23 protein-coding genes are annotated in these 24037 nt (G+C 38.2%); 17 read left to right on the top strand and 6 right to left on the bottom strand.

The window, feature by feature from the left end:
• Positions 1-66 precede the first annotated feature (66 nt).
• From G4Z02_RS05130 to G4Z02_RS05120, 3 genes are all read left to right on the top strand, one after another.
• Positions 67-468, top strand: coding sequence for a hypothetical protein (locus tag G4Z02_RS05130; RefSeq protein ID WP_258876930.1), 402 nt, complete (start codon positions 67-69; stop codon positions 466-468).
• A gap of 89 nt (positions 469-557) precedes the next feature.
• Complete coding sequence (locus G4Z02_RS05125) at positions 558-1517, top strand: glycerophosphodiester phosphodiesterase family protein (protein WP_258876929.1); 960 nt, start codon at positions 558-560, stop codon at positions 1515-1517.
• 69 nt (positions 1518-1586) lie between these two features.
• Positions 1587-1985: a DUF2177 family protein gene (locus tag G4Z02_RS05120; RefSeq protein WP_258876928.1), complete on the top strand. Its 399-nt coding sequence runs from the start codon at positions 1587-1589 to the stop codon at positions 1983-1985.
• Positions 1986-2013: 28 nt separating this feature from the next.
• On the opposite strand, the gene G4Z02_RS05115 is transcribed toward G4Z02_RS05120, so the two are convergent.
• Positions 2014-2523 carry an SOUL family heme-binding protein gene (locus G4Z02_RS05115; protein WP_258876927.1) on the bottom strand — a complete coding sequence of 170 codons (510 nt, stop codon included), beginning with the start codon at positions 2521-2523 and terminating at the stop codon, positions 2014-2016.
• A gap of 98 nt (positions 2524-2621) precedes the next feature.
• Here G4Z02_RS05115 and G4Z02_RS05110 point away from each other — a divergent pair, with 98 nt between their 5' ends.
• The 8 genes from G4Z02_RS05110 to G4Z02_RS05075 all read left to right on the top strand — a co-directional run bounded on the left by G4Z02_RS05110 (position 2622) and on the right by G4Z02_RS05075 (position 12537).
• Complete coding sequence (locus G4Z02_RS05110) at positions 2622-3014, top strand: VOC family protein (protein WP_258876926.1); 393 nt, start codon at positions 2622-2624, stop codon at positions 3012-3014.
• Between the two features lie 7 nt (positions 3015-3021).
• Positions 3022-3765 (top strand): ChbG/HpnK family deacetylase, encoded by a 744-nt coding sequence (locus tag G4Z02_RS05105; protein ID WP_258876925.1) that lies wholly within the window; start codon positions 3022-3024, stop codon positions 3763-3765.
• 226 nt (positions 3766-3991) lie between these two features.
• Positions 3992-7210, top strand: coding sequence for an ABC transporter substrate-binding protein (locus tag G4Z02_RS05100; protein WP_258876924.1), 3219 nt, complete (start codon positions 3992-3994; stop codon positions 7208-7210).
• Between the two features lie 30 nt (positions 7211-7240).
• Positions 7241-7951, top strand: coding sequence for a dockerin type I repeat-containing protein (locus G4Z02_RS05095; RefSeq protein ID WP_258876923.1), 711 nt, complete (start codon positions 7241-7243; stop codon positions 7949-7951).
• A gap of 39 nt (positions 7952-7990) precedes the next feature.
• Positions 7991-8908 (top strand): InlB B-repeat-containing protein, encoded by a 918-nt coding sequence (locus tag G4Z02_RS05090; RefSeq protein WP_258876922.1) that lies wholly within the window; start codon positions 7991-7993, stop codon positions 8906-8908.
• A gap of 73 nt (positions 8909-8981) precedes the next feature.
• The gene (locus tag G4Z02_RS05085) at positions 8982-9827 is read left to right on the top strand and encodes a hypothetical protein (RefSeq protein ID WP_258876921.1); all 846 of its coding nucleotides are present in this window, start codon (positions 8982-8984) and stop codon (positions 9825-9827) included.
• A gap of 58 nt (positions 9828-9885) precedes the next feature.
• Entirely contained in the window at positions 9886-11280 is a 1395-nt protein-coding gene (locus tag G4Z02_RS05080; protein WP_258876920.1) for an alpha/beta hydrolase family protein, read from the top strand.
• Between the two features lie 21 nt (positions 11281-11301).
• A complete protein-coding gene (locus G4Z02_RS05075; protein ID WP_258876918.1) occupies positions 11302-12537 on the top strand; it encodes a transporter substrate-binding domain-containing protein in 1236 nt (411 codons plus the stop codon).
• Between the two features lie 348 nt (positions 12538-12885).
• Here the strand turns inward: G4Z02_RS05075 and G4Z02_RS05070 are convergent, their stop codons facing one another.
• The 3 genes from G4Z02_RS05070 to G4Z02_RS05060 all read right to left on the bottom strand — a co-directional run bounded on the left by G4Z02_RS05070 (position 12886) and on the right by G4Z02_RS05060 (position 15520).
• Complete coding sequence (locus G4Z02_RS05070; RefSeq protein ID WP_258876917.1) at positions 12886-14496, bottom strand: DEAD/DEAH box helicase; 1611 nt, start codon at positions 14494-14496, stop codon at positions 12886-12888.
• A 93-nt stretch (positions 14497-14589) separates the two neighbouring features.
• A complete protein-coding gene (locus G4Z02_RS05065) occupies positions 14590-14835 on the bottom strand; it encodes a MoaD/ThiS family protein (RefSeq protein WP_258876916.1) in 246 nt (81 codons plus the stop codon).
• On the bottom strand, positions 14828-15520 hold the full coding sequence (locus tag G4Z02_RS05060; protein WP_258876915.1) for a HesA/MoeB/ThiF family protein: 693 nt from the start codon (positions 15518-15520) through the stop codon (positions 14828-14830). The genes G4Z02_RS05065 and G4Z02_RS05060 overlap by 8 nt, the downstream gene beginning before the upstream one ends.
• A gap of 150 nt (positions 15521-15670) precedes the next feature.
• On the opposite strand from G4Z02_RS05060, the gene G4Z02_RS05055 reads away from it, so the two are divergent.
• Both G4Z02_RS05055 and G4Z02_RS05050 read left to right on the top strand, forming a co-directional pair.
• Positions 15671-16477 (top strand): lysophospholipid acyltransferase family protein, encoded by an 807-nt coding sequence (locus G4Z02_RS05055; protein ID WP_258876914.1) that lies wholly within the window; start codon positions 15671-15673, stop codon positions 16475-16477.
• Positions 16478-16492: 15 nt separating this feature from the next.
• Positions 16493-17050, top strand: coding sequence for a hypothetical protein (locus G4Z02_RS05050; protein WP_258876913.1), 558 nt, complete (start codon positions 16493-16495; stop codon positions 17048-17050).
• On the opposite strand, the gene G4Z02_RS05045 is transcribed toward G4Z02_RS05050, so the two are convergent.
• Positions 17047-17655 (bottom strand): glycerol-3-phosphate acyltransferase, encoded by a 609-nt coding sequence (locus G4Z02_RS05045; RefSeq protein WP_258876912.1) that lies wholly within the window; start codon positions 17653-17655, stop codon positions 17047-17049. The genes G4Z02_RS05050 and G4Z02_RS05045 overlap by 4 nt on opposite strands.
• 234 nt (positions 17656-17889) lie before the next feature.
• On the opposite strand from G4Z02_RS05045, the gene G4Z02_RS05040 reads away from it, so the two are divergent.
• The 4 genes from G4Z02_RS05040 (at position 17890) to G4Z02_RS05025 (ending at position 22892) form a co-directional block, all read left to right on the top strand.
• Entirely contained in the window at positions 17890-18303 is a 414-nt protein-coding gene (locus G4Z02_RS05040) for a hypothetical protein (protein ID WP_258876911.1), read from the top strand.
• Positions 18304-18372: 69 nt separating this feature from the next.
• The gene (locus G4Z02_RS05035; protein ID WP_258876910.1) at positions 18373-20739 is read left to right on the top strand and encodes a hypothetical protein; all 2367 of its coding nucleotides are present in this window, start codon (positions 18373-18375) and stop codon (positions 20737-20739) included.
• Complete coding sequence (locus G4Z02_RS05030; RefSeq protein WP_258876909.1) at positions 20739-21308, top strand: DNA-3-methyladenine glycosylase I; 570 nt, start codon at positions 20739-20741, stop codon at positions 21306-21308. Before G4Z02_RS05035 ends, G4Z02_RS05030 begins: the two co-directional genes overlap by 1 nt.
• A 6-nt stretch (positions 21309-21314) precedes the next feature.
• Positions 21315-22892 (top strand): hypothetical protein, encoded by a 1578-nt coding sequence (locus G4Z02_RS05025; protein ID WP_258876908.1) that lies wholly within the window; start codon positions 21315-21317, stop codon positions 22890-22892.
• Between the two features lie 68 nt (positions 22893-22960).
• Here G4Z02_RS05025 and G4Z02_RS05020 read toward each other — a convergent pair whose 3' ends face one another.
• A complete protein-coding gene (locus G4Z02_RS05020) occupies positions 22961-23830 on the bottom strand; it encodes a hypothetical protein (protein WP_258876907.1) in 870 nt (289 codons plus the stop codon).
• Positions 23831-24037: the final 207 nt, after the last annotated feature.

Raw genomic sequence — 24037 nt, 5'->3', positions numbered from 1 at the left:
TCCATATATGTATTATATCATCAATTCAAATATGGTATAATAAAGTATTGAAAAAGGAGGATACCTATGGAAAAAATTCGTATGATACCCCACACCAAACAAGACATGAAAGAATTGGAATCGTATTTGAGAAACAATGATCTACTGGATGATGAGAAGATATGGTTTGCTGGTTTTCCGGTTCATCGTGGTGCAGAACAGAATGCAATTGCGGCCAATCTATTTTACGGCAACAAGCGCCTAAAGATTGTAACGGTAAAAGAGGATACCATCTACTTCTTACACAACCACAAAAATGAGTTCAGTGTGAATAAATTGGGTACTGTATCCCACCACATCAAGGTACAATTACACTGGAAAGTACTCCATCCAATTATTGAGATTACCACACCAAATGAAGATGACATCTCGCTTCAAATCAACAAGAACAAAGAACAACTAAAAGTCTTTAAAAACAAAATGAAATAACCTGTAAAGCCACCGATATTTACGGTGGCTTTTGTTATTACATTTTTCATATGTATGATACAATAATGCTACATATATGAGGTGGTAACATGAAAGTTCTAAAAGTAGTACGCTTGGTGTTTTTAGGAATACTAATTTTGTTTATTGTGTTGTTTAGTCTTCCGAAACCAGACTACAAAGAGACCAATGTTTGGCGTAAAGAAGCCAATGAAGGTAAGGTTCTTGTGATGGCTCATGCCGGGGGTAAAGGCGTCTATCCCGATAATACGATGAAGGCTTTTGAATATAGTTATAATTTGGGTGTCGATGTCCTGGAGATGGACCTTCAAATGACGAGTGACGGGATCCTTGTATTACGTCATGGTGAAAATGAGACGGGAAACATTCGTCAATATAGTAATTGCGATACGGTGATCTGGGATGAAACCTATCAATACCTATATGATAATTGTAATTTCGCATACAACTATCAAACAGATGATGGCGATTATCCCTATCGTGATTTAAATCATAGTGAATGGGTTACGGAGAAAGTCTACTTAACAACCTTAGAAGAGTTGTTTGATACATTCGGTGATACCGTTTTATACAATATTGAAATTAAAGCTGATGCGGATGCACCACGTCTAGAGACGGCAGACGCACTGTATCAATTACTCGATGAGTATGATTTATTTGCAGAAACATTAGTGGCAACGTCGTTCCATGACATCAGTTCCTATATCGCATCCACCTATCCGGAAATTACCTTGTCTACATCCCATGATGAAGCCCAAGAAGTGATTCTAAAGAGTTACTCATTTACGAGTACTTTCTATACCCCAGAATCCTACGCAGCATTGCAGTTGCCAACGTCGTTCACTCTACCGGTAATCAATGAATTAAACTTAACTACAAGCCTCTTGATTCAAACCGCTCATCGCCACAACATGGCAATGCATTACTGGACAATTAATGATGAAGAAACTATGCGCTATTTAATCGATCAAGGAGCCGATGGCATCATTACCGACTATCCTGAATTACTGATGTCAATCATCAACGAATAAACGCGAAAATTGTATGGAAATATTGATATCCTGATATAATAGAACTATAGTAACAATAGGAGGTATTCTATGGAATATGTAAAAATGTACATTATTGCATTCATTGTCTTTTTAGTCATTGACGCAATTTGGTTAGGGTTGGTCGCACCGAAATTTTACCGGGCCCAAATCGGCCACTTAATGGCGGAGTCCCCCAACTTAATCGCTGCTTTAATCTTTTATCTAATTTTCATTGTTGGAGTCGTATACTTTGTCGTTGCCCCAGGTATTGAAGCACAGAGTCTTTCCCGTATCATCGTTAGTGGATTACTCTTTGGATTTGTTACCTATGCAACCTACGATTTAACCAATTTAGCAACATTAAAAGAATGGCCCATCTTAGTCACAGTGGTTGACCTCGCATGGGGTTCCTTCTTAAGTACGACAATGGGTGTCTTAACCTATCTCATTTACAATTGGTTATGGTAAAACAAAACGGATTCTCTGGAATCCGTTTTTATTTTGAAATCTTAAATGCTATTTCATTGCGACGCAACACTCCAGGAACAAATGGTGGTGTGTAACGAAAGATTAATCGTTGCGATGTAATCGTATAGTTATTATTCGTTAGGTATGTTCGTAGCGTTTCTTCTTGTTTCGAGAAATTGTGATCTGTCCATGCGCCGCGAAAACGAATGACGCCGTATAGAGACGATTCTTGTTCATTGATGAACACGTTGGTTGATGCGGGTTTTGGAACCGATTCTTTATTGTATTTGGATGGAACATAGAATCCAGTTACTAGATTGTCCTCTTCTTGATACGAAACAACGGGAGTCGTCATTGATATTTTCTCTTTTGCCGTGTTTTGTCCGGAGATATAGTTAAAGACGTTGTTAAACCCACTGTCCATACGATTGTTCAGTTGTGTTTTTGTACTAGCTAGTAGATAATCGTTGTATTCACGGATTTCAATCGGTCCGTCTTTGCGAATTACATTGTAGGGTATGGTTTCATATAGAGCCATTGTCATCACCTCTACCTATAGTATACAATGAAATTGTTCTATCGATACAAAATATGATTATGATATACTTGAGATAGAATAGTTAATGGGGTGATGATATGTACCGATATCCGTCGAGTATTGTATTTTTGTATTATGATAATTTTGCGTATGGAACTATGTTTATGGAAGATGTACTTGAGGTACAACTTGTTATGGATCAAGGGTTTGCGAGGGTCTATCAAATCAGTTCGACCTCCTATATAGGGATCGTACAAAAGCAAGTCCACCATAATGATGCGGGAAGTACGCTCATCAGTTTAAATACAGCAACACTACAAGAGGAGTACAACCGTATACAACAGTTAAATGTCGAAAATTGTACAGAGATTCAATACATGAAACAGATACCTCTTCACTCGTTCTTTTTTGAAGATAAGGAAGGGCATCGTTTTGAGATTCAACAGTTTGACAACGATGAGAATCTGAAGCAGTTTACGCGTGTGGGGTAGATTACTGATGAAGTATTTATTATTACGTGCGGATGATCTTGGATATAGTCCTGGGATTAATCAAGGGATTGCTGAGTCTGTGAAATGTGGTCTAGTGAAAAATGTTGGACTAATGGTAAATGTACCGTCATCAAAAGACGGATATGAGCTCATTAAAAACGAGGATGTTTGTCTAGGTTTACACGTAAATATTACCGTGGGAACACCTCTCACAGATCCATCGTTGATTCCCAGTCTAGTAGATCAAAACGGATTATTTATTTGCTCTAAAGCCTATCGAACTCGTGCATTTGATACCTCTAAGCGTAAAGAGATGGCTTTGGAGGTGCAAGCACAATATGAGGAATTTATCGCGATTACAGGGCGAAAGCCAAACTATATTGAAAGTCATGCGGTGTATCCAAAGAACCTTGTATATGTAATGAAAGAACTTAGTAAAAAATATGACATTCTCTTCTCACCATTTCCAATTCACGATACAACAATCCGAATCAAGAATCATGATGTTGTCGTATCGATGAATCCCATGAGAGATGGATATAATCCTAAGCAGGAACTCCTTAATTTTATCAACAGTTCTCAAGAAGACTACGGATTGTTTGTCGTTCATCCGGGATATGTTGATGGGGTTGTGTTGCACAACTCATCGCTAACAGTACCACGTGATTTAGAACGAGAAATGCTCTGTGATAAACGTGTGATTCAGGACGTTCAAAACGCAGTACAACTGATTTCCTATACTGATTTATAGGGCTTTAAACTTATTTACAATCGTTTCTAAATATGGTATATTTAGAGTACAATATAGAAGTTGGAAGAGCATGGATTTGGGGACTGTCATACTGTGGGAATATGGGAACTCTTCTTTTAACACAACAGGATACAGCACAAACATGTTTTTTCAAACTGGTTTGTGCTGTTTTTTTATTGGAGAAAATGAATTACAAAATAAAGAGGAAAAAGAAAGGGAAATGATTATGCTTAAGAAAAGTGTAGCTGTTGTAATGCTTCTAGTGGTTGGCTTTGTATCATTTGTAACATTGCGTGATATAGCCGCCGAAGGAAACGGGTTAATGATTACAAGTACTGAACTTGAATACATAACGCCGGATTCTGATTTTAGTATTGATATTGTTGCGGATAACGCCGTGGATTTGGTTGGGTTTCAAACCAAACTACTCTACGATACATCTAAGTTTACACTGGTTTCCGTTGAGGATTCATCAAGTTTAGGGAATCCGATGACAATCAACGATACGATTCCTGGAGAACTGGTTTTAAACTATGTGGATGTGCTACAACCACTGAATGGATCTCAAGTTCTCTTCACAGTAACCTTCCACGCAAGCAGTACAATTCTATACGAAGATGTGGATGTCGTCACGGAAGATCCAGCGTATATGCATCAATTTATAACGATTGATGAACTCTATAATGTTATTCCTGTGGATGTTGTCACATTTAATTTTGATCAAGTGAAACGTGGGTATATTGGGGATGCTAATTTAGATGGTACGGTAAATATTACCGATGCGGCAATTATGCAATTGTACATTGCTGAGTTGACGAGTTTGGAAACCTGGGAAGCATACTTTGCCGATGTCAATCAAGATGGTTTTGTGTCGGTTATTGATGTTGCAAAAGTGCAGCTTTATGTTGCGGGTATTATTTCGACGTTAGAACCGGATGGTCAGGTAAACATTACTTATAACTACGCCAATGGCGTCTATGACTTAACACAAATAGATACCGAAGACAAGGCTATTCTATTCGCCGCGGCAGAACGGTATCTGCTTGATACAATGTCCGGTGGTGTCCCACTATATACATCGGCCTCACGGGTTATGTTTTCGGATCGGACTGCGTTATTTTCTCCTGAATACAATGGTGTCTTACAGTTTGGTGAGGAATACTCTTCATTAACTGCAGATGATTCAACCGTCTATATGTATGATGCGGTATATGGTAATCCTGGAGAGTACACATGGCGCGATCATTTTTCGTATTATCCTACGGAATATAATCCATACATTGTTGACGATTCAGCTTCTATGGATATTATTGAATTGTTTACAGGTAAGCTCTACAAATTCTATTTTGGGAATGACGTATCAAACTTTGAGATCAATCCCGATTTAGCCGCCAATAATCCGGTAGCTGTTGATCCCCAAATTATCAATGGAAAAGTCTATGCAACCACATGGGATATTCCGCTTCGTACGGACTTAGTCTGGAACTACTATCCAACGTTTGATACGAGTTTATTACCTGCAGGGCATGATGTTCTTGATGCCAATGATTACATCTGGACATGGCAAACAGCACTCGATAATCAATGGTTCCGTGCGACTGCTGGTGGTGGAGATTTTATTACGAACGGTATTAAGAATGCTCAAGAATATATTGATGGTACCAAAACATGGACTGATGTTGGTTTAAAAGCCATTGATAACAATACCATTCGTTTAGAATTCGACTTCGAAAAATCTATGTTTGATATCAAGTATATGACAACAAACCAAGGATGGAGTCCTATCAATCAAGAGTTGTATGAATACTTGGGAGAAAATACATATGGTTCATCACTTGAAAATGTTGCATATAGTGGTCCATATACCGTAGATGAACGGACTCAAGGACAATTCTTATTCTTTGCAAAGAACCCATTATATGCCCATGAAGAGTTGTATCATTTCACTGGTATTCAATATCGCTATATTGAAGCGGATGATCAAGTATTTGAAGAGTTCTTAGCAGGTCGATTGGATACCGCTCGCGTGCCAAGTACTCGAGTAAATGATTTTGTGAATGATCCTCGTATATCAGTGGTTCCAGGTACAACCACATGGCGGTTGATGATCAACGCCTTTGGTACCGAAGAAAATCGGGATGCCTACATTGCTCAGTATCCAAATACGGGAATTAATAATGAATTCATACCGGAACCATTATTACAATATGTTGATATGCGGAAGGCACTGTATTATGGTATTGATCGTTATCAGTTGGCAGTGACAGATGCCCTGACGTACTTACCAGCCTATGCCTTGTTTACAGACTATTACTTCATTGATGCCGAAGGTGGAATTTCCGTACGGGGATCCGTTGCTGGACAAGCAATCTTGGATGACTTTGGAATGGGAACTTATGGATATGATGCAATGATGGCATATGATTACTTTATTGCTGCGGTAAATCAAGGGATTTCTGATGGCTACTATACTCCTGGTACTCCAGAAGCATACACCCAAATTGTATTAGAACTACGATATGCATCCAGTGGTAATACCACTGCTCAAGCTGCGGCAACAAGCTTAAAACAGCAGTATGAAAGTTTGTTCGTTGATGATACCAATTACATTCAAGTAATCATTGATGTTCATGATACCGAATTCCCAAGTAACTACTATGATTACATGATGGTTGCCAATAGTGATTTAGGTATTGGTGGAATTAGTGGTTCCTTAATAGATGCTCCTGGTTTCTTGGAAGTATATCAAGATGATAATGTCTCTGGATTTACCTTAAACTGGGGTATGGATACCCACACACCAAACATTGAAGTATCCTATCACAATGTTGATGGAACCTTGGTTCATGAAATTTGGTCGTTCAACGCATTGTCTCAAGCATTACAGCGTCGTGTCTACGTTCGTGATGGTATTATCCAATATGTATTTGATAGTACGACAGAACTAATTGACGCGTACATGGATATGGAAGGTATGGTTGTCGCTACAAGAAGTGATGGAACCAACATTGCTCAATATGTCTTAGGCGATACCCTAGCAAATCTCCAAGTAGCAAACGGTTTGGATGGATTATATGCCGAGATTATTGTCTCTGATAATGGTGAAACTTTCTTAATGGTTGTTCAAGAATTAAATGGTGAATATAGAGTATATGATGCCGGTATTTATCCACTCTTCACCGATGCAGAATCAGCAATACAAGCACACTCTGGATACCCATTAGGAAGTGTTGATGGACTATTAGCTGATGATGCCGCCATTGCTGGAAATGCATACCTAAGTAGTATGGGATATAGCACATTAGCTGAAATCGCTGTAAACACTGGTGCTCCAATTGATCAAATGGAAGTATATGCTGTAACATGGGCTGGTAACTATACTGGGTCCGATGCATATGTTGTTCTTCATATTGATGGATACTATCTAGGATGGAAGTGGTTATAATATGACCTCAACTTATATAAGGAGGTCTATATGAAAAAACTACAAGTGTTCATTAGTGTTTTTACACTATTGATGATAGCCATATTTTCAACAGCCCCTGTACATGCTGAGACATCAACGATTACGGTTCACAGTTCACGAGACATGATCATTGCTCCAGAAATGACCTTTGGTATGGATATTTTGGTATCGGAAGCAACAGATCTCATCGGGTTTCAAACGATGCTTGTGTATGATGACACGATGTTTACCTTCGATAATATTGTTGGTTCTACCGCACTAGGTGGTGCGGTAACCATCAATTCCACAACGAGTGGTGAACTCCTCATTAACTACGTCGATATCAATACGAAACTAAACGGTGAGGTCGTACTATTTACGTTATACTTCACAGCAAATCAAGGAATAACCAGTGGGGATTATGGTGTTATTAGTGAAAGTGTATCGTATTATCATGAGTTCATTACCCTCGATTCAGAGAATAATCTAGCAGTGATTGACGACGTACTTTTTGATTTTCCAGGAGTTCGGGTTGGACAATATGGTGATGTTGATTTCAATGAGATGGTTACCATCTCCGATGTCGCGTTAATCCAACTTCATATGGAAGGGTTAATCACCTTGTCAGAAACCAAACAAGCCTTGGCTGATATCAATCATGATGATGTATTGGATTTAACTGATGCCGCTCAGATTCAACTCTATATTGCTGGGCTAATTACTACTCTAGAACCACAATAATGGTTCCTTCAAAGACTACTACAAAGGATGTGGTTTGATATGTTTAAGCGAATCAGTCTATTATCAATAACGATGCTTTTGGTATTGTTTCTTTCCTCCTGTTTCTTGTTAAACCCTGAGGGTGGCGAGGAAGAAGATACCACATTAATCGTCTACTTTGATACCCTTGGTGGGAACGTAGTCCAACCGATGGAAATCTCAAAAACCGATATTTCACTAACGTTGCCTACTCCTGTCAAAGAAGGATATACCTTCCTTGGATGGTCCTTAACCGAGGATGATGACTCGTTGTTTAATCTTAATTTCACAACGATATCATCGTCAAGTATTACCCTCTATGCTGTATGGGAAGGGGAATCGCATACGATTACGATTCATCCCGAAAACGGCGAAGCCTCGTATGATGTAATGTTTCAAACAGGCGACAGCATTGTTGAAATTCCACTTCCAACATACACAGACCATCTCTTTATCGATTGGTATACTGATGAAGCACTTACTGTACCACTTGAATTAGCGGTGATGCCCAATTATGATTTTGATATCTATGCCCGGTGGGCTTCGGATATTCATTATACTGAAGACAATGTCATTTGGGCAAACATTGCCTCGATGGATACGGAGACGTTAGTCGTTGATATTATCATTGATGGTGCCGTACGATTTGTTGGATATGAAATGGAAATCGGTTATGATCACACAAAACTTGACCTAACGAGTTACACCAATGGTTTAGAGAATGTTGTCAATGATGCGGTAGATGGGATTCTGACATTTAATTATGTCGATGCAATTAACCCCATCGAAGACACAACGGTTATTATTACACTAACGTTTGATATTCTAAATAACGATGCGATCGATCTCACAATTTCGGTTGATGAGTTCATCGATGTGACAGAACAGTATACCATTGTGGATACGGATTATGATATCATTCCGTTTACAACTGAATAATACCAAAAGAGAGACATAAAAGTCTCTCTTTTTTATGGTATACTATACCTAGATTATAAGGAGGATTTTGTATATGAAACGATTCCTTATCTATTCCGTTTTAATACTCGTTGTGCTCGCAATGTTGTATGTGTTTATGCCCCATGGAATCTTGATGTTTGATGACATCACACCACAATTGTATCTTGAATCTAAACCAACGATAACCATCTTTAATCGCTGGATTATTATTGTTCCAAGTTCGACGATTATCGTATACCTTCTGGGAATTCAAATACTTGTACTAGGATATTTATTACTTCGTCAACACAAAACCTTATGGGGAATTAGTTTTCTCTTTTGGGGTGTGGGTACACTTCTTGCTGGTACCTCGTATCAAGGTTTTGGGTATGAATTAAAATGTAGTGGACAGCCCGTTTGTGAATTTACCAGTTGGTTTGAACTGGCGTATTTATTTGTCACCGCAATCAGTATCGCGGTGATGGCGTTGGCATTTGCCGAGGATTTTACTAAAGGACCACTAAAATCGTATCTAAAAAGGTATGCGAAGGGATTACTTGTTGTCTATACAATACTATTATTAATGGGATCGATATTTGAGATATACTTCTTAATCTCATATGAGTTATTCACCATCTTCTTTATGCCTTTATTTGTCTTTTTCTTTGTCCTTAATATTCGGCAGTTTAGAGTACAAAAAGATGAACGTAATAAACGGTTTATTATCTTGTGGATATTATTCCTGATTGTGAATGTGTTATATTACGCGTACTATCTTCCCGGATTTACCGAAACACTGTATACCAATACGGGAATCTGGTTCAGTGCGAATGATGTATTGCATGTGGGATTGATTGGCTGGTTTCTCTATATTCAATTTCGGTTAGCTCCCTATCTTGGGGAGTATCACCTAGACTAACAACCAGATCAATATGGTACAATTACAAGTGTGATATTGTACATATGGAGGTACCTATATGAGTGTATTTGATGGTATATTGATTGTCGTATCAATGGGTCTTATTGGCCTCTTATTTATAAAAAAACAACCATCGTTGTTCTTCTTAAGTATTGTCGGAAGTGTGGTTGCACTTTTGATTGTGCTACAGGGATTCATCGAGAGTGTCAAGTGGCAAGTATATCCGTTTTATGGTGGAGTTCTACTTGTGGGGTTCATACTGTACATTCAAACACGGTATGGATTAAAACGGTGGGTAAGAGGAACTCTTCTGACGTTGTCAGTGGTCTTATTTCTTCTATCGAGTGTTGCCCTGTATGTCTTTCCGGTATATGACTTGCCGGAACCTACAGGAATCTATGATATCGGAACCACCTCATATACCGTCAACGATCACAGCCGTGAAGAACTGTATAATGGGGACGTTGATACAAGAACAATAAAAATCCAACTGTGGTATCCTGCGGAAACCACGGATGGCTATGAGCAAGTTCCGTGGTTGGAGGATGGACGCGTGGTTGCCCGTGCTCTTGCAGTAGATACGGGATTACCGGCATTTGTCCTTGATCATACGACGAGTATCTTATCGCATTCGTATAAGGATGCCGCAATCAATACCAGTGAAACCAGTTATCCGGTAATTATTATTTCCCATGGATGGCGGGGATTCCGTAATCTTCATAACGACTTTGCGGAAGAACTGGCAAGTCATGGATACATTGTCGTCAGTATTGATCATACCTATGGAACAGTTGCGACCGTCTTTGATGGGACCGTTGCTCCCCTTAATTTAGAAGCCTTACCGCTGCGTAATACAACACCCGACTTTTTAGAGTATGCGAATACGCTAGTGAATACCTATGGCGATGATGTGATTACGACACTCAATTACTTGGAAGATTTACAAGACGGTACAATAGATTCGATGTTTACTGGGGTTCTTGATGTAGATAGCATTGGTGTTGTTGGGCATTCCACCGGTGGTGGTGGCGATGTCGCAGCCGCGCTTAAGGATGATCGCATTGATGCGGTCTTTGGATTAGACGCTTGGGTCGAATCGATTGATGAAACGTTATTGGAACAAGGTTTGGATATTCCTTCTGTGTTTGTCCGTAGTGGGGCATGGGAAGAGAGTTATAACAATGAACAACTCTATACATTGATTGACAATAGTCCATCCTCAATCCTCTACCAAGTAGATGGCACAACCCATTATGATTTCTCAATGGTATACATGTATTCCCCTTTGACTGGAGTGATTGGTTTTACCGGCGATGTGGATGGACGATATTTAAATACAATTCTAGAAACAATGATGGTGGATTTCTTTGATGAAACACTACAAAATGATACAATGAATCCCCTCGATATTAGTCCGTGGGATGAAGTACGCGAGATTCTTATACCAGAATAATGTATGTAGAAAGGAAGGATTATGATGAAAATTTTTAGCATGTTAGGAATTGTTTTACTAGTTTTTTTATTCGTAGGGTGTTCTACTCCAGAGGTTGAACCTATAGAATTTACAGTTACCTTCGAAACGGATGGAGGTACAGACATTGGTCCTATTTCTGTCACAGATGGACGGTCTGTAGCTGAACCAACTGTACCACAGAAAGAGGGGTACACATTTGAAGGGTGGTTTACGGATTCCACATTAAACAGCTCTTATGATTTCTCCAATGCTGTGGTAGGAGATCTTACACTTCACGCAAAATGGGTAGCGAATGTTGTTTACCATGTGGTTACGTTTGTAAATGTTGACGAGACTGTCATTGACACACAAACACTGGAACAAGGAACTGAGATTGTATTTCCCGATAATCCTGTTCAGTCTGGTTGTACATTCGATGGATGGATTCTTGACGAGGAAACGATCACAAGTTTAACTCTTGTAGAAGACACAACACTACAAGCTAAATATACTTGTTCAGAAGCCTTAAAGGTGGGAATGGATCTCCGGTATCCACCATTTGAAACCGTTACTTTAAATCAAGTTCCTGAAGGTATTAGTGTAGATATAGCATACGCGTTTGGTGAATATATCGGTCGTCAAATTGAGATTGTCAATATGGACTTTGGTAGTTTAATTGCTGCTGTTAATTCTGGAGATATTGATATCATAATTGCCTCAATGAGCATTACGGAATCACGTGAAGAACTTGTTGATTTTAGTGATCCGTACTTCTACTTCAAGCTAATCTCTCTTGTGAATAAGGACTTTGCTACTACGAACGGGATTACATCCTCTTCAACCATAGAAGATATAGTAGCAATTGAAGATGTTAACTTTGTCGGAATCGCTTCGCAAGTATCCGTAACAATCCCAGAGTCGTACGGAAAAAATGTAACGGAAACAACAGATTTATCTACCGCGATTGAGTCTGTAGTACAAGGGACAGCGGATGTCTTAATTATGAGCGCAAATCCAATCGTTAATGGACACAATGCGAATCCTGATGACACCATTATTGTATGGGATGCATTCTTATCAGCTGCAATTGGTATGGCAGTTCAAGAAGGCAATACAATCTTGTTAAATCAAGCCAACAACTTCATTGCAACATTCTCTGATATAGGTGGTTTGTACGATCAGTTATCTGAGAAGTGGGATGATGCTATTCTTGATGAATTGGGTGAATATGGATTAGAGTTTTATATAAATGAATAAGACATAAGACATTCAACACATTTCGAAATTATCAAGAGTTCATAGACACAAAAAAGACCATTAATTGAACCCCAGTTCAAGTCTAACTTGGATTGGGGTTTTGCATTCTTGGCTATATGCCACCCTTTCATAGTTACAATGATAGAAGAACTCTTCTATTGTATTATGGATATCATTTGCATTGTATAAATCAAATCCTTGTATAGTTCATCTTTGATCCATTTGTAATACCCACTACAAGATACTGCCATGTAGATACAAAAGCATACAAAAAGATGTTAGTAATACACGTGTTTTTTATGTGTCTACTAACATCTTACTATTTCATGTTTGAATTCGTTTTTTTTGTTATTGTTGTTCTTTTGCAAGGCGGATTGAGGTACGTTTCCCGCCAACGGTTATGTTGGATAGATTTTTCATGACTTGATTCATCTTTGACGATTTTGTCGAAAAGAACGCGGATGTTCTTGTGACGTAAATTTGATCGATTTGGGAATTGTGTAGTTTGGTTTTCTTCATGATGAGTTGTGATAGTGATTTTGGGGTTACCCCTTGAACTTTCCCAACATTCAAATGATATCGTGTCATTTGTCCTTTATCCGATGATTTATTCTTATGTCCTTTTTGAAATGATTCGTTAATGTCGCCATTAACCTTATTGGATGAATCGTTCTTACTTAGTTTATGTAACAGTGCTTGGACAACATCGGTGGCATCATTTTCATTCAGCAATTGGCTAGCTAGATCAAAATGCGGATTGGTATTGATATTGGTGATGATGTCATGCACTTCTTCGGCTTGTTTTTGTTGGCGAACCGAGATGACTTTTTCCGGTGTGGGGATGTTTCGTTTCTTGATTGTTGATTTGGTAAAGGTAAAGATTTCCTCTAGGTTTCCAAGATCCTTGCGGGATACGAGGGTAAAGGAGTATCCTTTATTGCCAATGCGGCCCGTACGACCGATTCGATGAACGTAAAACTCCGCTTTTTCAGGAACATCGTAGTTGATAACAGCTTCAACGTTCTTGATATCTAATCCCCTTGCTGCAACATCGGTTGCGACAAGTAAATCTAATACACCGGTATGGAATTTATCAAGGACATGTAGGCGTGCCGTTTGTTGGAGGTCGCCATGGATTTTGTCGACGTTGTATCCTTTTTTGGTGAGTTCCCGAGTTACCGTATCGACTTTGCGTTTGGTATTACAAAAGATTAAGGTAAGTTTGGGATTGTATACGTGTAATAAGCGACCGATGGCTTCGACTTTGTTTTTGTCCTGTACTTGATAGTAATACTGTGTAATATCTTTGTTTGTTTCTTCATCCGTGATGACACTGATGAGTTTGGGGTTGTTCATATAGCGTTTCGTAATACGAATGATTGGTTTGGCCATGGTAGCGGAAAACATGACCATCTGTTTGTCTTTGTTGGTTGCTTCTAAGATGGTTTCGATGTCTTCGATGAATCCCATTTTTAACATTTCATCAGCTTCGTCTAAAACAAAGTATTTGACATGTCCCAGGCGGATTAATTTCCGGTTGATATGATCAATTGTGCGACCTGGTGTGCCAACGATGATTTGTGGTTTATGTTTTAATCCTTGAATTTGTTTATGAATCGACTCTCCGCCGTATACGGCAAGGGTCTTGAGATGAGGGAAATAGGTTCCGATGCGATCGATTTCACCTTTTACTTGGACGGCAAGTTCACGGGTTGGACAAAGGATAATTGCTTGAATCTTGTCCGATTCAAAATCCAGTTGTTCCAACATTGGAATCGCAAATGCTGCGGTTTTTCCTGTTCCTGTTTGAGAATGGCCAATCACGTCATGACCTTCTTGAATAAGTGGGATTGTTTGTGTTTGAATGGGAGTAAACTCGTCAAATCCCATTTCGGTTAATGCTTGTTCTATTTTCTGATTATTGTATTGGATAATAATTCCTCCTTTTTGAAGAAGCAATTAACTATACCACATTTGATAAATAAGTAAAGGGATTTCGTTTATTATTTTATTATGGTACTCAAAAAGACTACAAAACTGTAGTCTTGATTGTTATCCACCACCAACAAAATGGGTAAAGATAATTCGTTCGTTATCGGGTATTTCGGTATGAAATCCAGAAGAATGAATCGGCTTACCATGATAGAATACAATGGCCATCTTGAAATCGTCTTTTTGAATTTCTGGATGTTGTTTAATAATCTCATTAATAATCTCGTGAATGGTTCCTGCTTGTACTTGTAGTTCGGTAATTCGATACTTCGATCGCAGTAGATTATAGAAGCATACATCAATCATCAAAATCACGTCTTCCTGAATAATCAATCGTATTATTTTTACAATCAATGAGAAGCAGTTGATTCGTGGTCTTTGAGGTATCGTTGATGAGATGTTTTAGCCATTCAGAAACCATATAAGAAGCGGTTAAAGCGGGTACAAATGCCGCGTTTTGTAGTGTTTGTTCGATACCACTTGTTTGGGTTTGATAGACTTCTTGTAGAAGCATGCACCCTGGCTCGATGATTCCAACTTGTGCATACCACCCAGCACACGCTCCATGAACGAGTGGGATGTCTAATGTTGTGGCAAGTTGATTGAGATACACTTTTGTTTGTGGTGTGTCAACACCGTCAACAAGGTAGGTTGCACCTTGTAATTGTTGTGGTGATACATCCTCAATAGATTGATTGTACGTTGTGATTGTTACCGCGGGATGAATGTTGTGTAACTCGTTGGCAAGAACATCCACTTTTAACTGTCCGATGGTATGTTTTGTTGCATATAGTTGCCGGTTTAAATTGGTTCTATCAAAGGTATCAAAATCAACAAGAATTATTTTCGATACGCCCAGACGAACGAGTTGAGTAGCGACATAGCCACCAATTCCACCACAACCAACAACGATGATATTCTGTTTGTGAATCGATTGTTGTTGGGATTCGCTTAATATTCCAAGATTTTTGATAAAGGGTTTATCAATCATAATTAACATCACCTCACTTACTTTTATTATACTCCATTCTGAATTCTCATGGTATCGATTCTTTCTTCGTTGGAGAAAAGGATGATAATATTTGGGATAGAGCTTTAAAAATATGATATAATTAAATGGACGAAATTAGGTGGTGAAACCATGTTGACAACATACATTCTTCTTGTCTACTTTGCGACAATCGGTGGCACGATTTATCTGTTTGATTATCGTGTTGATCAAGTAGTTGATAATCCGTTTGTGATTATCATCAGTTTTGTGATTGCTTTTGTTGTGGCATTAATTGCTGCGATTATTTGGCTGGAAGTGACGTATTTGTTGATTGCCAAACGCTACCCCACAACATCAAAAGTGAAACATTTCTTTGGAAAAGCGATTGTCCAAGTTCCCCTCCATTTATTCCGTGTGAAAGCAACCGTTATTGGTAAAGAGAATCTACCGAAAGATCCTGGCTTCTTAATCTATGCGAATCATACATCAGAACTAGATATTTCGGCGTTAATGTGCACCTTGCCTGAATATCCTGTCGCGTTCCTCGCGAAACAAGAAGTCCGGTCCTATTTATCCATTGGTCGGTGGGCGGAGTCGATCGGTTGTGTCATGTTGAATCGGGAAAGTGCACGACAAGGTAGTGAGGCTGTTTCAAAAGTTGTCGAACGCGTCCAACATGGATCGACGATGGTGATATTTCCCGAAGGTGGTGTCAATCGTGAGATTGGTGTTTTGAGGAAGTTTCGTAGTGGCGCATTCAAAGTCGCTCTAGAAAGTAAAGTGCCGATTGTTCCTATAACGATTGTAAAAGAACCAAGATACTACAAGAAAAAATGGCCGATGAAGAAACATTTAGATCTTGTGATTCATCCACCGATTCCATATGAACAATATAAAGAGTTATCCTCACGACAAGTAGGATTGCTTGTTCGTGAAGTAATCGAAAACACACTATAAAAGGGGATTGTTGATATGTCACGAAGCACGTTAAGTATTGTGGGATTGTTTTTGTATTATGCAGTTATCAGTTATTTTACCGGTGGGAATGTCTTGATGTTTGCGATGATTCCGATTCTATTCATTTTCATCCTTTTAGCACAATTGATTCCGTATTCTCTATTAACACAGCCTTTTATTTGTCAAGATTATTACGATCATAAGAATGTACTACTGGTAGTTAATGTCGTTCATATTGTTCTTACAATGGGTCTGTTTTTTACCATCGCCTTGTATAACCATGTTGTCGGTGAGATTTCTCCTTTGCTTGGTTATATTATAGTAGGGAGTTCCTTGGTGATTAATCTGATTATTCTATACAAAGACATACGTGAAACTTGGGTTATATTTGCCCTGGTACAACACATCATCGTCAATGCTTTATTGATATCTTGGGATATTGTAGGATTCGGGGTTGTGTACTTGGGTCTACTATACATGGCCATCCATAATATTGTGATTGTTAGTTATGGCGTTTTACGTTACAAAGATATCATTCTTACTCGTTTCCAAAAAAATAAAGACCTAGTCTAGGTCTTTTTTTTGAGAGATGCGAATACTTTCTTCTCCTCGCCTTTGAATAAAGCTATAAAGTTATTCGAATGCTTGAGAAGATTAATTATGGCAAATAGTGATAATAAGGCAATACTGATCCAGTGAAACTGGCCAGTAACAATCATATAAATCGGTGGAGGAACAATTAAGAAGACCGTTCCGACGACGATATAATCCGATAATGTGGTTGCTGCCACTAACACGACAAATAGAATCAATCCCACTAGTGGATACGCGCCAAAGACGACACCCATGTAGGTGCTGGTTCCTTTGCCTCCCTTAAACTTATAGTAGATGGGGAAGGCGTGTCCGATAAGCGCGAAAAATCCCGCGACAAACCAGAGAATGTCGTTTTCTGGGAATACTAGTCGGATAATGAACACGGGGATAAATCCTTTTAAGACATCCAAAAAGAAGATGACGACGCCCCATTTTATCCCAAGCGTTAAGGTGGCGTTACTGGCTCCAGGATTGTGGGAATTGACGTCACGAATATCAATCCCTTTTAAGATTCTAGTAATCACAATCGAAAAGTTTATCGAACCTAATAAATAACTACAAATGGCAATCATCAGATAGTCCATAGGGATCCTCCTAAATGGATACTTCTTGTGGATAAGGTCACATATATGTGACTTTATTATAGCACTTGTCCATCTCTTAAGGGTAGGGAAATCCCGAAAAACTACTGAACCTCTTTTCAAAAATAGATTTTATTTAGACTTCTGAATTAAAATCCATTATAATTAAGAAAGGAGGATGCGATGGATGTGGGAATACTCAGGGATCCTTCTATACTAAAAAGGAGGATTTTTTTCATGAAAAAATTGATATTATTATTTGCATTTGTTTTAATTCTTAGTGCGTGTACAACGGATGATGACGGTAGTAAAGACGGTGGTCGAGTTCAAGACACCAATTATGTGACCGATATCAAAACAACGTTGGAAGGTGTTGGATATGTATTTGAACAACGTGATCAAGATGCCATTGAATACTATAACACCAATGCGATTAATACTACCTATGAAATTGATGTTACTGTGACTGATTTATACATTGGATATGTCAATGAAACCCAAGGGTGGTTGGAAATTATCGAGTTTGAAAGCAATGATGATTGTACGACATTTGTCAATGCTGCTTCAACAACTGACATGCTTGTTTATTGGGAAGGAAATACTGCATTTATAACGTATTCCACAGACGCAACAGACGCTTTCGCAGAATAAATAATCAATAATTACCTATTACAATATTTATATATACAACAATTTCACAAATAGTGGGGTGTTTTTGAGATGAGCAAAATTAGAATAGCTATTATTACCTATATGTCAATTGGTATTGTCGTGATTACTGGATTGATTTTTTTTCATGATGACATCACGTCCCAAATGACACAGTTCTTAGATGTTGCAACAAACGATAATAGTGAGAATAATGGGACGACATTGTCGATTGATGAAGGTGAAATACTGTTGCTTGATGATGATAGTCCAATCAACGGTTTCTCCATCAAGATTCCCGAGAATTCCTATTCCAAGGAGGTTTCGTTTTCAATAACGACAGAACCTTTTACGGACGTTACTCCGGTAGATGGGTTCGAAGCAATTACCCCACTTATAACGGTGGACAATGATCATACGATTGCGGAAGAACCGCTTGATGTCTCAATTCCGATTGATATCAATACAGAAGAGGAATTTGCCATGGCATTTTTCTATGATCCCGAGTCGGATACATATGAAGCGATACCGACGATTTCATTATCCAATACGGAAATTGTGATTCAAACCATCCATTTCAGTAGCGTTGTCGTATCGAAGATCTCAATGAGTGATTTGTTTGAAGAAATCTTTTATAATCCCAGTTTTTATGATAGTGGGTTTGTTCCTAGTGTTGATGGATGGCACTTCTCGAATTATGGCTCTAAAGTAGCTCCGTTTGGCCAATGTGCCGGAACGGTAATGTCGTCTATTTGGTATTATAGCGAGAGAAAAGTGGCGCAAGATAAGGATGCCTTATATGGCTTGTATGACAATGACACACCAACCTTTTGGACAGATGATCAAGCTCCATACCGTTTTGCCGGGGTCATTCAAGAATCCATGGATTGGGAGTATAACGATGAGTTTTGGGACAAATGGATTGCCGTCGAGGACGATACCGTGTTTCTATCCTTTGTATATGCATTAAAGGTGACGCAACGCCCACAATACATCGGTATTTTTGAAGTAGACGACAATAAGAAATATATCAGTGGCCATGCGTTGAGTGTTCATAAGATTGCCTATAATGTCAATCAATACGAGTTAAGTATTTACGACCCCAACTTTCCTGCCGATGATAATCGGATCATCGCTTATACCGAAGATGGTGGTTTCAAAGATTACAGTTCGGGAGCCACAACAACAGCAGCACTTGAAAATGGTACAGCATACAATGAGTTTATTTTCTACGGTGAATATGCACTAATCAATAAGGATGTCATCGCCACCGAATATGAAAAAATGGTGGATTCTCCTGAAACTTATGCAGATGATGTATTTACCGACTTAACCTATGAGTATTTAGAAGCGATTGTGGATGGGGAAGAAGTCTGGACCGAAATCGAGGATTTTACGATTGATTATATTCCATTTACCGCACCGGACTTAGAAGAGGATGAAATCTATATTCGATTTACCGGAGAATTTTATAATGTTGGGATTGTGCCATACTTCTATGGCGACCCAATAACGACAAATAATAAAATCTATCTTCGAGGTGAAACGGACACCTATCGATATATTAAATTCGGCCTTGAAGATACTCAGACAACGCTTGGATTCAAAGAAATGGTAAAATATACCATTAAGGAAGAAAATAAGCCTGATTCAATCATCTATAGTTATAACGCATTTCGTAAACTGGAAATCAATCAGATCGATCTAGATACGTACTTAAATGGGGACTATCAAGAGATTGAACGCGGGTCTGGATTCAATGAGAAACTTCCGTCTTTACAGTTGATTATTGATGATTATAGCTATTCAAAATGCACCTTGTTTAACGAGAATGAGTTAAGTGAGTATATGTATCAATCGTGTTATATGAAGATTAACAATACCGTGGATGCCTATGGTGTTACCACACCAACCCTCACGTTTGAGTTGGATCGTCTCGATCCACCCATATACGATGTCGTATTTGATGACACAACGATAACCCTAACCAATCAAATCGATGCTAGTGATTATATTATTTTTGAACGAACAACCTTGGAAAGAACCTATCTTATTGGCTATCGAACGTATCGTGATTGGGATAATTATGATGATAGTACGTTTGAGATTATTACTGGAAATGAACTTGATTTAGATAGTGATTGGGTTTGTCAAACAAACCCCAATTATTGTACTTACCAACGTACAAGTGGATTAGAAATTCATTTTATGATTCGTTCCAATGATCCCTACTATAACTTGCGGATTATCGATTTCCCACAATATGGTGGATATGACGAACACCACTATTTTGAAATGAAGGATGAAATGTACATTGATCATGAAGAAAGCATCACACTTACGTTTGAGTTTTATCATATCGTGGATGATGAGGAAGTCATAGCGTACTCACAGACGATTACGTTCACTGGTTATTTTGACTATACGGAGGGTGAATAATGAACGATGGAAAAACACGTTGTTTTGGCAACAAAGAGGGTCAAGAGTTATATGCCAAGTATCATGATGAAGAGTGGGGTATCCCCGTTCATGATGACCGTGTCTTGTTTGAATTCTTGATTTTAGAAGGCGCTCAAGCGGGATTAAACTGGTATACAGTCTTGAAGAAACGAGAAGGTTATCGCGAGGCCTTTAAAGGTTTTGATCCACTTCTTGTATCAAAGATGACAGACGACGAGTTAGAGGCCTTACGGGAGAACCCCAATATCATCCGTAATAAACTGAAAATCTATAGTGCACGAAAGAACGCCATTGCGTTTCTCAAGATTCAAGAAGAGTATGGTAGTTTTGACAAGTTCCTATGGTCGTATGTCGATTATAAACCAATCATCAATCACCATACCTCATTTAAAACCGTACCCGTCACTACACCAATCTCGGATGCCTTATCGAAAGAACTAAAAAAACGAGGAATGACATTTGTTGGTTCCACGATCATGTACGCCTATATGCAAGCCATTGGTATGGTAGATGATCATTTGGAATCTTGTCATATTCGGCAACAATAAGAAAGGATGATTCTTATCAAAAAGTATATTCTAATAGTATTTAGTCTACTACTGTTACTTAGTAGTTGTTCCAATGATCAAATCAAAGATGCCATTGATCAATGTAAAGGGGACCCCGAATGTTATGTAATTATCGATGAGGCAATTGAAGAAGAGTTAGCGCTTCGGGGTATTACTGGAGGGACGATGACCTCCATAGAGATGCAAGAGATTATGGATTTTTTAGGCAGCTATATACAAGGTAATTCAGTTATGTCAAATGAACTTGTACCATACGCCTTGGAACGCATTCCCAATATCCATTTAATCGTAAATCTTGAAGTATTTCAATCAAATGAATATCATGCATTGAGTGAATATGCAAAATATCTAGATTTAGCAACACTAAATCAAGATTTTAAACAATATTTCATTGTTGATGATGAACGGTTTATCATCTATAAAACAGGTGTTGATCAGTACTTGTATGAAATTAACACCGATCAGAAACTAACATTCACAATTGATTTAGGGCTTCAAAAACTATATTTAAACAATATGCAATTACCTCAAGTATCCAATCTAGAAGAGACCTTGCTAAATGATGAGACACAGTTTCCACCAAATGTAATAATTGATATGTATGATGATTTCTTCGTCATTGTCGTGTCAAGCAATCGTCAATTTGATTTTGAAGAAAACGAACTTGATGATACCTTCTCGTACCGAGAATCCACAGAGATTATTGCCGTATTTATTGATACAACCACTGGAAACTCACTGCATTTTGATACGTACAATGCTGAAACGACAAACGCCATATCAATGCACATTATTACTGATACAAGTTCAGAGAGCCTTAATATAAATTTTTCATCCTTTACTGGTACCTTGAACGACTTAGCAACGTTCATTACAACGGATGATGTATCCGTTCTAGATCATGAACTAAATCGAATTCCAGCGTTTGAAAATTATATTGGTGCGATGCCGACAATACCCATTGAATTCGAGATTCCTAATCAAGCGGACATTCAAACTGTTGAGAAACAATCCCTAAATGAATTACTAAATGATACAGAGCATATCACAACGATTACATACGATATAACCGAAGAGAGTGGTACTCGTATGTATCAAGAACGTACCTATTATGATGGGAATGAGTTAATCGCCCTAGATGAGTATTATGACAGTGAAGACAATCTCCTAACAACGGCAATAGTCACCTATCTATATGGTGTAGAATCAACTACGATAGAGACCTATTATGAATCCGGTGAAGTTATGGCTATTACAATAGAAGAGTTTACTCACGATTCAGAACAATTGGAATTTACTGAATATGATGAGGATGGGAATAAAACACTATATAGTATCCATCATGAAGTTTATGGTATAAGTGAAACAACTACCGATGAGGAATATTACAGCAATGGTCAGGTGAACTATCATCATAGTGAAACGTATATCTATATCGATGATATACAGACAACGTTTGAGATCTACTACAACGAGGATGGATCAATTGATTCCTACCTTCATTCAATATCGATTAATGGTGAAGAAACATATTATGATGTCGATGGAAATATAATTGAATAATTTCATAAACAATATATACAAAAAACTCTCAATAAAGTTGAGAGTTTTTTTTGAATGAAGTTGTATTCCTAATCTAACGTATTGTAGTAATCCGTAAGTAAATCGAATATGACTTGTTCGACAATTGGATTTACTTCTTCTGTTAAGTACAGTTCAAGTGATACAGCAGGTAGTTCATTTACTTCAACCGTTTGTGTTTCGGGATAGAAGATAACGGCGTCATTCCACCCACCATCAATTTCGAAATGATCAGCTCCAATCCAGTAATCGATGTCCTCATTCCATGATTCAAATCGGATCAGTACATCGGATGATTGATACTCATATCCTTCATCAACAAGTGAAGAAATCACCAGTATGTGATCATTCATCATTTCATATTCTGGAAAATCAATGGTTGTTTCATTAAATCCAGAGAGTTCCATCGTTAAATCCATCACAAATCCTTCGGAATCGACAGTAGCCATTATTTCAATGATATAACCGTCTTCAATTTTTACTTTAATGTCCGTCATGTCATCGTAGGATTCTGTAGAAACATAGTATCCGTCATCACCAAGTACGAAGTTTTCACTATTGAAATCTTCATACATCGATGTGAAGTCATCCTCTTCTCCCAGTATATCTTCGATATCCTCTTCAACTTCTTTCGCATAATATACATCATCAAACTCCACGAGTTCATAGGTTACGCCATCAATCTCGAGTTCATAGGATTGTTCTCCAAAGAAAGATGTATAATACTGGTCACCGCTATACAGCATATAACCGGCTATCGAGCCAAATATTGGGACGTTATCCATCGAGAAATCAACGCGTGCACTCGTGAGATTCTCGGTGTTTTCAATGGCTTCATCAAATTTCTTTTCATCGCTTTGACAAGATGATAGTACAAATAATAGTGCAAATACAATAACTAAAATACCCTTTTTACTCATTAGTTCCTCCCTGTTTTAGATTGACTTTTGTGTCAATCTATTCCTATAATACACAAATAGTATAGCACAATTAAATCGAGAATACTTGTTCTTTTTTGTGTTTGTAAGAAGGTGATGCATCATGATATAATTGTACTAACGATAGTGAGGGAGAATCGATACAAACACATCAACCACACGTTGTTGTGTTTGTATTTTATTAAAATA

Source organism: Candidatus Xianfuyuplasma coldseepsis, from assembly GCF_014023125.1.
GTDB classification, from domain to species: domain Bacteria; phylum Bacillota_I; class Bacilli_A; order Izemoplasmatales; family Izemoplasmataceae; genus Xianfuyuplasma; species Xianfuyuplasma coldseepsis.
The sequence above is the reverse complement of the archived record's forward strand: the minus strand, read 5'-3'. Positions and strand labels throughout refer to the sequence as shown.